The 11,230-nt window shown below is 45.5% G+C and carries 11 protein-coding genes; 3 read left to right on the top strand and 8 right to left on the bottom strand.

Going from position 1 to position 11,230, the window contains the following annotated elements; genetic code table 11:
• Window positions 1-7: 7 nt before the first annotated feature.
• The 4 genes from J2T16_RS05070 to J2T16_RS05085 all read right to left on the bottom strand — a co-directional run bounded on the left by J2T16_RS05070 (window position 8) and on the right by J2T16_RS05085 (window position 3,650).
• Complete coding sequence (locus J2T16_RS05070) at window positions 8-1,300, bottom strand: amidohydrolase (protein ID WP_336122564.1); 1,293 nt, start codon at window positions 1,298-1,300, stop codon at window positions 8-10.
• Window positions 1,301-1,372: 72 nt separating this feature from the next.
• Entirely contained in the window at window positions 1,373-1,666 is a 294-nt protein-coding gene (locus J2T16_RS05075) for a hypothetical protein (protein WP_090923969.1), read from the bottom strand.
• 126 nt (window positions 1,667-1,792) lie between these two features.
• Window positions 1,793-2,899, bottom strand: coding sequence for a saccharopine dehydrogenase family protein (locus tag J2T16_RS05080; RefSeq protein ID WP_336122563.1), 1,107 nt, complete (start codon window positions 2,897-2,899; stop codon window positions 1,793-1,795).
• Entirely contained in the window at window positions 2,883-3,650 is a 768-nt protein-coding gene (locus tag J2T16_RS05085; RefSeq protein ID WP_336122562.1) for a class I SAM-dependent methyltransferase, read from the bottom strand. The genes J2T16_RS05080 and J2T16_RS05085 overlap by 17 nt, the downstream gene beginning before the upstream one ends.
• Window positions 3,651-3,782: 132 nt before the next feature.
• Here J2T16_RS05085 and J2T16_RS05090 point away from each other — a divergent pair, with 132 nt between their 5' ends.
• A complete protein-coding gene (locus tag J2T16_RS05090; RefSeq protein WP_336122561.1) occupies window positions 3,783-4,922 on the top strand; it encodes a LuxR C-terminal-related transcriptional regulator in 1,140 nt (379 codons plus the stop codon).
• Window positions 4,923-4,997: 75 nt separating this feature from the next.
• On the opposite strand, the gene yidC is transcribed toward J2T16_RS05090, so the two are convergent.
• Both yidC and J2T16_RS05100 read right to left on the bottom strand, forming a co-directional pair.
• On the bottom strand, window positions 4,998-5,948 hold the full coding sequence (gene yidC, locus J2T16_RS05095) for a membrane protein insertase YidC (RefSeq protein WP_336122560.1): 951 nt from the start codon (window positions 5,946-5,948) through the stop codon (window positions 4,998-5,000).
• Window positions 5,885-6,235, bottom strand: coding sequence for a hypothetical protein (locus tag J2T16_RS05100; protein ID WP_090923965.1), 351 nt, complete (start codon window positions 6,233-6,235; stop codon window positions 5,885-5,887). Before J2T16_RS05100 ends, yidC begins: the two co-directional genes overlap by 64 nt.
• 312 nt (window positions 6,236-6,547) lie before the next feature.
• On the opposite strand from J2T16_RS05100, the gene J2T16_RS05105 reads away from it, so the two are divergent.
• Window positions 6,548-8,332, top strand: a complete 1,785-nt coding sequence (locus J2T16_RS05105; protein ID WP_499017882.1) for an ABC transporter substrate-binding protein — start codon at window positions 6,548-6,550, stop codon at window positions 8,330-8,332.
• A 15-nt stretch (window positions 8,333-8,347) separates the two neighbouring features.
• Here J2T16_RS05105 and J2T16_RS05110 read toward each other — a convergent pair whose 3' ends face one another.
• Both J2T16_RS05110 and J2T16_RS05115 read right to left on the bottom strand, forming a co-directional pair.
• A complete protein-coding gene (locus J2T16_RS05110) occupies window positions 8,348-9,736 on the bottom strand; it encodes an FtsW/RodA/SpoVE family cell cycle protein (protein ID WP_336122558.1) in 1,389 nt (462 codons plus the stop codon).
• Window positions 9,736-10,071: a PadR family transcriptional regulator gene (locus J2T16_RS05115; RefSeq protein ID WP_167375822.1), complete on the bottom strand. Its 336-nt coding sequence runs from the start codon at window positions 10,069-10,071 to the stop codon at window positions 9,736-9,738. The genes J2T16_RS05110 and J2T16_RS05115 overlap by 1 nt, the downstream gene beginning before the upstream one ends.
• A 218-nt stretch (window positions 10,072-10,289) precedes the next feature.
• Here J2T16_RS05115 and J2T16_RS05120 point away from each other — a divergent pair, with 218 nt between their 5' ends.
• Complete coding sequence (locus tag J2T16_RS05120; RefSeq protein WP_499017883.1) at window positions 10,290-10,880, top strand: P-loop nucleotide/nucleoside kinase family protein; 591 nt, start codon at window positions 10,290-10,292, stop codon at window positions 10,878-10,880.
• Window positions 10,881-11,230: the final 350 nt, after the last annotated feature.

The raw sequence follows: 11,230 nt of genomic DNA on the forward strand, positions 1-11,230 counted from the left end.
AATATTTTTAAACGCCTTCCACAATCCGCTTCGCGCGAGTGTTTACTTCCCGATATAACTCATCCTCATCTATGGTAAGCAACTTTCTGTCCTGCATCAGGATCTGCCCATCTACAATGGTGGTGTGCACATCCGCCCTATTCACGCTATAGGCCAACAGCGACTCTACATTATGAATGGGCTGCAGGTGAGGTTTGGCAAGGTCAATCAGAATGAGATCCGCTTTGTATCCAGGTGCAAGCATCCCCACTTCATTTTGCAATGATAACAATTTTGCACTCCCACGGGTTGCCATATCAAGTACTTGACGTGCCGGAAGCCGGGTTGGATCACCGTAGTCCAGCTTTTGCAGCCAGCATGCAGCCTTGATTTCTTCGAACATATCCAGTGTTGTTGCGCTCCCTGCTCCATCTGTCCCGATTCCTACCGTGATCCCCTCGAATATCATCGCCTCTACTGGAGCAATGCCACAACCGAGCTTCAGGTTGCTCACCGGATTATGGGCGACACCGCCGCGCATGCCCTTCAGCCTGCTGATGTCTTGAGGGTTCAGATGTACTCCGTGAGCCAGTAGCACATGCGCCCGCTCGAACATACCTGATTCCTCCAAATATTCCGTGGGTGTCATATCATAGCGGCTACGAATCTTCTCTACTTCTTCCTTCGTTTCCGCCAGATGAATGTGCAGTGGAATCTCGTCCTGAACAGCCATTGCAACGACTTCACGTAACGGTTCCATCGGACAAGTATAAGGAGAATGCGGTCCATACATCGTTGTGATTCGACCATTTGCTTTCCCTGACCAGCGTTGCACCAGATCGATCGCTTCCTGCAGCCTGCGTCCTCCATCATCCTCCATAAAAACCATACCACGAGTCAGCGATGCACGTATGCCTGTTTCCGTGACTGCTTCAGCGATCTCATTCATATGAATGTACATATCGGCAAAAGCCGTTGTTCCTGAACGAATCATCTCTGCAATGCCCAATTTAGCTCCCCAATAAATATCTTCAGGTGTCATCCGTGCTTCGGCAGGCAACATCTTGCGCTCCAGCCAGTCCATCAGCTTCAGATCGTCGGAAAAACCTCGAAGCAGACTCATTGGCGAATGCTGGTGGGCATTCACAAGACCGGGCATCGCCAGTTTATTTCGACCATCAATCACCTCATCCTCAGGTTGAGGCATGATATGACTCGCGATCTGCACAATCTGATTTCCTTCAATCCGTATATCCCCCGTGAAAGGTGCTTCGGCTTCTTGCATCGTTAGAATAGTTACTTGTTGAATCAAAATACTCATGAGATACACTCCTCTGGATTGGATATAATTACTACCCATCCATCGTAAGGCTTCACGTGGCGGCAAGGTCAATCATTTGATTCGAGCAATCGCCACTTGGTGGAATGTCTGGATAAACGGCCTAGGATCTATCTCTACCATATAGGGATATACTCCTGTGCTCGTATGCAGATAGAAAAAACCACCTGCATCCCCCATCCGGCGAAAAGACATATCAAATACTTCCGTAATCCTGAACTCCCTGTACTTGGTCACGATTCGATCCGAATAAAGGGTCATGGTACGGGCATTCCTCTCAATCTCCTGCGAAAGGCCAGTCATCTCTCGTTGTACTCTGTAATAAGGCAGTATGGCAATATAGTCCATGTTCTCCCTCCAATCGTGCTTGATCCGTAGTTTTATCATAGCAGATTGGCGCTTTCAGACAAAACAACCTTTAAGTTGTTTTAAGCCATGAGTCCAACGCATCGCGTCACTTGGATACGGTTCAGATTATGTGATTTTGGTTACCACATTTAACGAGTATTTAAGTTCCTCTTCAATGTCCTTTATGGAGAAACATTGTTCCACATGATACACGCCTGGCTGTTGACCGTTCATATAGACCCTTTTCGCTACAGCTGCAGCTACCTCTGCTGTGAGAACAGCCTCCTTCTCGCCAACAACGAGCTGCTCTATTCCCACCCGCTCTCCATTTTTCCATCCTGTCGCATCTATCTTCACAGCAAACATCGGCTTACCACCTGGAATCGCAGCAAATGCTTTTACTACCAGATCACGAACCCAAGCAAAACGCAGCAGCTTCACTAATCCTGCTTGTCTGGATAACGACAATGCTCTGGTAATCCAACGGGAATCCAAGCACAGTCGGGTTGAAACGGTAGGGATGTGCAGCGTTTGGGCTACAGCCTGTTGGTCTGAAAACGGAAATCGATATGCGATCCGTCTTCCCAGTTGCTCGCCGAAATCAATCCATTTTCCATCGCTCAAACTCTGAACTTTGGTAAACTTTCCATGCTTCTTGACCTCATAAGCCGTATTCATCTGGTCTACCGTCCATTCGATTGCCGCCTTGCCGTGCTTCTCCCCGAGACCAAGCATCACCGTGATGTTCGCCTCCTGCACTTGATCCAAATGCATCGACGCTTCACGAACAAGCAGATTGGTTATGCCGGGCGACAAACCAACGCTAAGAATAGCGGTTGATCCAGAAACTTTCATCACTGAATGCAATCCTTCCACTTGTTTTAAGAAATCACCTTTGGCAGAAATATCGATGTAATCGGCTCCGGCTTTGGCACAACTTTCAACGAACCGGGTGTCATTCTGATCTACACACATGACGACAAGTTTAACGTGTCGCAACATGGCAGGGTCCACCGTTTTCATAATATTCAGTTGCAGTGGTTTAACTACTCCACCCGTCTGGCGACTGAATTGTTCGGCACGTTCCAAGCGTGTACCCGCAGCCCACACTTTGCCGGGATATGCTTGCGCAAGCTGAGTACAGACCATCTGCCCCACTTGGCCATAACCACCAACAACCCAGATCTGATCCTTCATGATGTTGTCTTGTTGTATATTAGTCTCGGATTGCATAATACCCCTCCACCCAGAATGCTGCAAAATAACGGGTTATCCTTGAAAAACCGCACTCCGCAAGCAATCTCACTAAAATTTCAGCAGATACGGGATCGGATGTCTGACCGAGCGATGCGGCGAACCGTTCCCATTCCTCCGTAAGCACTCCCGCCTGCATCATATGTTCCCGCCACGCCTGCATCATGATTGGATAAGCCGGAGAATCCAGATCTGCATTAACAGACGCAAGGATTAGAGGTGCGCCGGGTTTGAGCTTACTGGCGAGATGCATCAGGAAAGACTTTTTTGCTTCCAGTCCCTGAATAAAATGCAGCATCAGCATACTCGTGGCACCATCGTACAATCCATCCTCAGGTAATTGTTTAATGGTGTCGGAAAAAAGCTTGACCCGATGCGAGATGCGAGCTTCATCTGCTCTTTTTTTCGCTAAATCCAACATCGGCTTAGAAGTATCCATGCCTGTCAACGACCAGTCAGGATGCTTTGTACCCAACAAAGTGATTTCCTTGCCCCCTCCAGCCCCAGTAACTAATATTCTAATATGGTTGTTATCTGCTATTGTTGCTGTGAGAAGTTTATCCATCAGATCATGCATATGGGCATATCCCGGAATTTTGAGAGCAATCGATTGTTCATAACGAACGATGTCCGCGCTATCCCAACTCATGGGTGAAGGATTATCCGAGCATGTATGATCCGTTCCTTTATTTCGTTTTTCATCCCGTGTACCATTTATATGATCTTTCATCGCAGTTACACTCCTCTGAATTTGAAGTTAGACTTGACTCTGCATTCGTCTAATTTCATTATAAAAGGATACATACAGACGACCATCCCATAAGTATGGGATATTAACGTACTCGGGAAGGAGCTTATCCAATTGACCAGCCTAATTACTGCACAGAATGTACACCGGATTACTTCCCTTGAAAAAGGAAACTGGACCTCTCGCACCTATCGGGAAGCTGTTCTCAAACAAATTCATACGGTTATCACATATGATGCTTATTGCTTCACCACCGTAGATCCTTCCACCCTTCTTTCTACAGGCGCGGTGACGGAAGATGGCATTGAAGCCATTCATGATCGATTATTTATTAATGAATACATGGAAGAGGATATCCATAAATATAGCGACTTGATTAAGTCCGGTCAGTATGCCGCTATTTTGCATGCTTCCATCCAATCACGGCCTGGAGCAAGTTCACGTTACACGAATATTTTACAGCCTGCCGGATTCGGGGATGAGCTTCGAACGGTATTTGTGAATAACGATGCCTGCTGGGGTTATCTCACGTTGTACCGCAAACAGAACAAGCCTACATTCTCTGAAGAAGAGCGGGAGCTCATGCAACACTGGGCATCCTCAATTGCATTTATGCTACGGACAACGCATCTATTATTGATGGAAGAGCTTCAAGGTGGCAGTCCGCGGGAGCCAGGCATTGTTATTTTACGCGCTCCGCTCGAACCTGTAATGCAAAATCCGGCCGCACAATACTGGTTATCCCAATTACGCCGATTGGAGCAGATTGAATCCGATGTGCTTCCGAGACCCGTTCGTGCCGTGAGTTCTCATCTACTGCAATCCATTCAAAAGAATGCCTCGTCAGCTTCACCAACATCGGACGGTTCACTGTCCAAAGTATGTGTCCAGTTGGCGGACGGTCGTTATGTTATGCTTCAGGCTAGTATGATGCAGTCTTGCGAATCGGCAGAGCATGCAGAGAAATGGGATCAGATCGCCGTTTGGCTGGAGCAGGCTATGCCTCAGGACTTACTCCCCCTGCTGTCCGAGAGTTATGCCTTATCCGCTCGGGAGCGTGAATTGCTCGCCTATGTGCTACGCAGCTTTTCCTCGAAGGAAATTGCAAAGGCTATGCATATTTCAGCCTACACCGTTCAAGATCATCTGAAGTCCATCTTCGCCAAAACAAAGGTTTCCTCCCGTCGGGAGTTAATCTGGCATTTTGTTTCACGTTTTCAATTATCCGGAGAGCCGGAGATACCTGGAATATAAGTTAAGCAAATCAAAGAAGCGTGTCCCTATGGACGCGCTTCTTTGATTCCATTATTTAATATTTTTATAACTCAACTACGATTTGGCAGGTTTAGCAGAACGTTTGGAATTACCCGCATTTTGTGTATTCTTTGCACTATTGGTATTCTTTGCGCTCTTCGTGCTTTTAGCACATATGATGTGATCAGGCTTCTGCGTGCTTAATTCCGTCACTTCGGCTACCTGCGGATGCTCGACTGGGTACAATTTGCGGAACAGCAACGTCTGTAGCACTAAGAACGAACCCCCAACCGTCCAGTACAGTGGCATAGCTGCTGGTGCGGAAAACGAGAAAAACGCCATCATTAGCGGGGAGATATACCCCATTATCGCAAACTGTTTGCGCTGTTCAGGTGCCAAATTTGCCTGTGACACCTTCGCCTGAATAAGATAAATAACAGCTACAACTACAGCCAGTACATAGTCAGGTGCGCCAAGCTTAAACCACAAAAACGAATGGGACGACAGCTCTGGCGTTAGCCGAATTGCCGTGTAAATCCCCGATAAAATCGGGAGTTGAATTAACAATGGCAAACAGCCGATATTCAGCGGGTTGAATTTGTGCTTTTTGTATAACGCTATTGTCTCTTCAGACAACTTCTGCCGGTTAGCCGTATCGTTCTTGCCCTCGTACTTTTTCTTAATGGCATCCAGTTCAGGTTTCATCGCATTCATAATCACCCGTGTTCCCTGCTGGGACTTGGCTTGACGCATCATGAGCGGTAATAATGCGAGCCGAATGACAAGTGTAATGACGATAATCGCAACACCATAACTTCCACTAAATATACTGGCGATATGCTGAATCAGATACGACAGCGGAAATACGATGTAATGATTAAAGAACCCTGGAGTGGAAGAATTAATCTCTGATACATTATTACTGCATCCGGCAAGCAGCATAACTGCGAATAAAATCACAATCAGGCCATAGATCCGTCCCTTGCCAGATGTGAGTGTGAACCTCTTGTTTGTATGTTGTTCCATATATATCCTCCTTGTTGATTGGTTGATTCCAGTCTCAACAAGGAAATACAGTCTGGTTCATCTTCATCCGGTGCTTCTTTTCGTCTGACCATGCGGCTCCAGTTTTCCGGCCTACACTGTAAGTTCAAGCCAAGTGCCGGAAAGACAGGTTCAATTCCGTCTCCAGCTCCACCTTCCATCCAGTACTCCGTCATACCACAATGAAGATGGGCAATATAGGCGTAACTGACGGTAAAAATCAGACCTATGGAGAATATATACGGCAATAGCTCATGTAATTCAAACAAGAGATTCACCCCCTTCATACGTTTATTTTTACATTATAGCACTTACATATCACGTTTGCATAAATGAACTGCTGGCAAATCCAAACTCCGCTCTATTCCGTTCTTAATTTGGACAATTCTACCCGGGCTACAAGATAACAAAGATGGGATGAAGAGATTATTATATCAATCATAGGAAAAACCTCCATTCATCTATCTACGTTTTATTCTAAATGATAAAATAAGAACACAAACAGAAATCTTGACCGATATAATTTCTTATTTTAGATTGCTAAGGAACGTCATACATCTTGTTATCAAGGAGGAACCCCGTTGAAGCTGCATCAGCAATACTTGCTACTCCACAGCCAGCTCGGCGAAACATCAGAACACACCATAACTCTAGCAGATCTCTCTTTGATCCTTGACTGTACCCATCGCAACACATTAACGATTGTGAAAAAAATGGCTTCTTTGGGCTGGATCCATTGGCATGCCCAGCGGGGACGAGGACGGCGTTCGACACTCTCTCTGTTGGCTCCGGCAGATCAAATTGCTGCAGAGTACATGATGCAAGCAATGAATCGCCTGGAGTTACAAGAGGCTGCGGATCAAGTTCGGGACTTCTCCAGTTCAATCTCTATGCAACATGTTCTCAATCAGTGGTTGCTTGGTTATTCAGGGCACCACACGGAAGCTGGAACGAACAATGAACCCATTGAAACGCTTCGTTTACCTATTCGCCAGCAACTTCATGCGCTCGATCCGTTATATATTAATCTGCTTGCCGAGTCTTTCGTAACAAGCCACGTATACGATGGACTTGTGCAGCGAAATGAGCGAGGACACATTCTACCCTGTCTAGCGCATACATGGGATGTATCCGCTGATAGACGGACATGGATTTTCCATTTGCGGAAAGGGGTTTATTTTCACAACGGCAGTCCCTTTACAGCACCCGATGTCGTCTATTCGTTCGAGCGACTGTTATCTACAGAGCGCCGTACATTGTACCGTGAAATTATGAAACAGATCCATTCAGTTGAAGCGTTAAACCCCTTAACTGTACGCTTTTGTTTAAAACAACCGCAGGAATTATTTTTATCTTTTCTGACAACAAGCCGGGCCGTCATTGTTACTCGGAACCCAGATACAGATCAGATAAACATGCCTACCGAGCCGATACATTCCATGTTGAAACCGGTAGGAACGGGGCCTTTTAAAGTTGCCGTATGGGATCATCACCTGTGCAGACTTGAAGCATATACAACTTATTTTCAGGGTAGATCTCTTATTGACCGGGTGGATATTCTGCAAATTCCGTGGGGTACTCCACTGGAGGGACTTGATCCAAATCAGGTGCCCGGACCAACTGAACATGTGGAATCTCCCTTCTTCCACCTTGTTCATAATCCGGCTAAAAATGCGGGTACTGCTTGGACACAGGCAAGTTCTGGAGTGACCGTGACCAAGTTGCTTACGTGTAACACACAAAAAACCGGACCGTTAAACGATCCGGCTGTACGAGCCTATTTGCAACAGTGTATTGATCTGGCACTACAGAAGGGGACAGAAAATCGACCTCAACATCACGAATATAAACATGGGAAAACTCCCACTTCACAGGAGAACTCTCCTTACGATGCACCCATTGCCTTGCACCTTGCTACCATTCCGCAATATCGGCCCGATGCTGAGCGACTTGCACTGATTTTGGAAAAATCCGGTTTTCATTGCACCATACACACAGGCAACATGGAACAATTCAAAGGCGATTGGCGGCTTGAATCCGATCTGATTCTCTTCTCCCTGATTCAAGATCGTGACGTGGAGCTTCGCAGATATGATCTGTTCTCCACATTATCCGAGCATCTGGAATCCCCGTCTCAGGAGTGGGTTCAGTATAGATTACAATCCGTTGCTATATCTCCACATACCAGCGAGCGTAAGCAGGCACTATTCGATATCGAAGAATTTCTAATTCGTGAACATCTAATGTTCATTTTGTCCCAAAAACCTGTAGAAACCGCTTATCTTCCTTCCGTTCGCGGAATGTCATTCAACAGTCAGGGCTGGGTTAATCTGCGGCACATCTGGTTTCCCTCTGATAAGTTGTAACCTTGGCATAGTCCATCATCTTTCTGATAACGTCATACTCTTTCCCGTGTGGGTTCGGGTGTAGTTACGGCTCAAGGAAACCGTATCCTTTCGACGATAAACACCAAGAAGCAAACCGATCATAGCGTATTCAAGTATCACATGAGATCCATATCCGATAAGGGGAAATTCAATACTCATGATTGGGACCATTCCCGTAATGATCGCAACTGAATAACTCAGTTGAAGTGCAAGTGTAACCGTTACAGACAGTACAATCATCGAACCAAACTTGTCTTGTATACGCGGCAGTATTTTAAATAATGTATTTACAAACCACACTATGCCAACAATAAACAGCGCACAGGCAGACCACCCAAACACGTCTATAAGCATAACCCCTGGATAACTCAGATAAAGATATTTTAAAGTTGATCCTATCGGGATATTCGTACCATTTCCCCACCATCCCGCTGTTTTGACGATATCAATAATAGCGTTATTCATAAATTCCATACCCTTAGAGTCTTGATTCAGATTAAATACCACAGACAACCTTTCGAATCGACTATATTGATCGGTTACAAGTAATAGAACGGCTGCAGCCGCTCCGCAAAAACACGCAGTAATCAGCGTATACAGCCACTTTCTTGTAATCCATCCGAACAGTAGCAAAGATATGCATCCAAATAACGATAATCGGACCCAATCCGAGATTTGATAGATGAGTACCATAGGCAAAGCTACTAACGCAACATAGGTAAAGATCATTTGCACGTTCAGATCCGAACGAAAATGGGAAATGACAATCCCGCCGATCGCGAGTGGCAATATCCAAAGGGCGGACGTGGTAACATCGATTGAGAAGCCAAATGGCAATATAAGCATTCTATTCAAGCTACCATACGAGTCTGCTATCACCGGGGTAATCCATAAGAGAACATTCATTAGAATGTATACCCACCAAGCAGATTTAATCCATTTCCTATAGTCGAAAAAGAGGCAGAACAACATGGCTAACATCCCCATACTTGTATACAGTAGATGGACGGATGAGTATTCATTTCCCAAGTCTAATAGACTATTCGTATATATCCAGGTCAAAACCATGCCAATAAGAGCCATCCCCACGACTCCCGCCAATAATCCCCAGTGCATTCGGTGACGATGAATTTTGTGCATTCTTTTGCCTAGATCAGCCGGATCACCCATTTGTTCAATAGCGTATGTGGCAGCTGCCTCCGTTGTAAATCCTTCCTGCTCCTTGTCATAGGTCATCTCTTCGAGATGATTCCCGAGTTCCTCACGAAGATCGTTATGTACTTCCCTCGCCCTGACCTGACCACAGATTTGATCCAGATAACTCTGAATCTGTTCCTTTTTTTCTTTCTGCTTCCCCTGCTCTTTCACTTGCTTCAGATTCATCAGGCTAAACCTCCTTCACCGATCACGCGATCTACAGCACGACGAAATAGAGACCATTCCGCTTTTTTCTGTTGTAATGCCTGTATGCCTTGCTCTCGTATGGAGTAATATTTCCGTTTTCTGCCCTCCACTTCTGCCCAGTAAGCCTCCACCCATCCTTCGATTTCCATCGCGTGTAGAATCGGATACAACGTTCCTTCTTTGAGACTAAACACGCCCTCTGATTGACGATGCAGTTCCTTAATCAGCTCATAGCCATACATGGGTTGTGCATGAAGTAAAGTTAAAATTAATGTTTCTGTACTTCCTTTAATCATTTGTTTATTTATCTGCAAACAAAACGCTCCCTCCTAAGTACTGGTCTAATACATCGGAAATCTATGCATAGTTAATCTAGGTGTCATGATACCTTATAATTCCTTCTATGTCCAGCACCCCATTTATCTTTTTATGTTAAACTACCTCTATCCAGCCTTAAATTGTATATAGAAATTTTTTCGATCTTTACAGATTTAGATAGACCGATACTACGAATTAAAGGAGACATTCTCTCATGCGCAAAAGTAAACTTATTTTCTTTCTCGGCGGAGCCGGAAGTGGCAAAACTACACTCGCCAAAGCGCTCTCGCGTAAATATAAAGCTGCATTTTTGGACATGGACATCCTGCTTCGTCCCGCAGCTGAGGCCATCATGACGTTACAAGGGCTTGATCCATCAGATCGGGATTCACCAGAATACAAACGGCTGTGCCGTGATCTGGGTTATCGAATCACGATGGACGCCGCTTTGGATAACGTACAACTTGGTGTAGACACTCTCGTGGTTGGGCCTTTTACCAAAGAGACCGGGACACCGGATTGGATTGAGCAGGAACTCGCACGCATTGGCCGTTCCCTCGATAACACAGACGTTCGAGTTGCTTATGTTTATTTGCAGAACGAAGCGTTATACCGTCAACGAATCACAGCGAGACAATCTCCATTAGATGAATGGAAACTAGCTAATTGGGATGCGTTCCGTTCTTCTCTTGATCGAAAACGAGTGGCCTGGCCGCTTCCAGCGGAATCTATCGCATACATCGACAATTCTAGTGATGATCCTGCTATTGCTTTTGCTGAATTGGAACGACGGATGTATGAGTGATATGAGTGAAAGGAAAAGGTATGTGGGGTGAACTGGAACGGGTTCGGGTTCGGGTTCGGGTTCGGGTATTGTAGGATGCAATTTTGAGCGCGCGGGTGTAGGTATGAAGGCAATCAAACTCTAACGATCCTGAGAGAGCTTATTTGGACCTTTTTGGCGGTTTTAAAATTCTAACGATCTCAGATGACGCTATTTTCCAAAAAAAGGCCTAAATACACGCAAAAAGTTACTGAAACAACGAAATAAGCTCTCTGGCTTTAAAGCCCCCTAATCCAATTGGACACTCGAAGCTACCTCAGATACACTAAATGAAATGAGGAGAGTGTTCATGAAAAGACGATTTAGATGCC

The sequence above is a fragment of the Paenibacillus intestini genome (assembly GCF_030803945.1).
GTDB lineage: Bacteria > Bacillota > Bacilli > Paenibacillales > Paenibacillaceae > Paenibacillus > Paenibacillus polysaccharolyticus.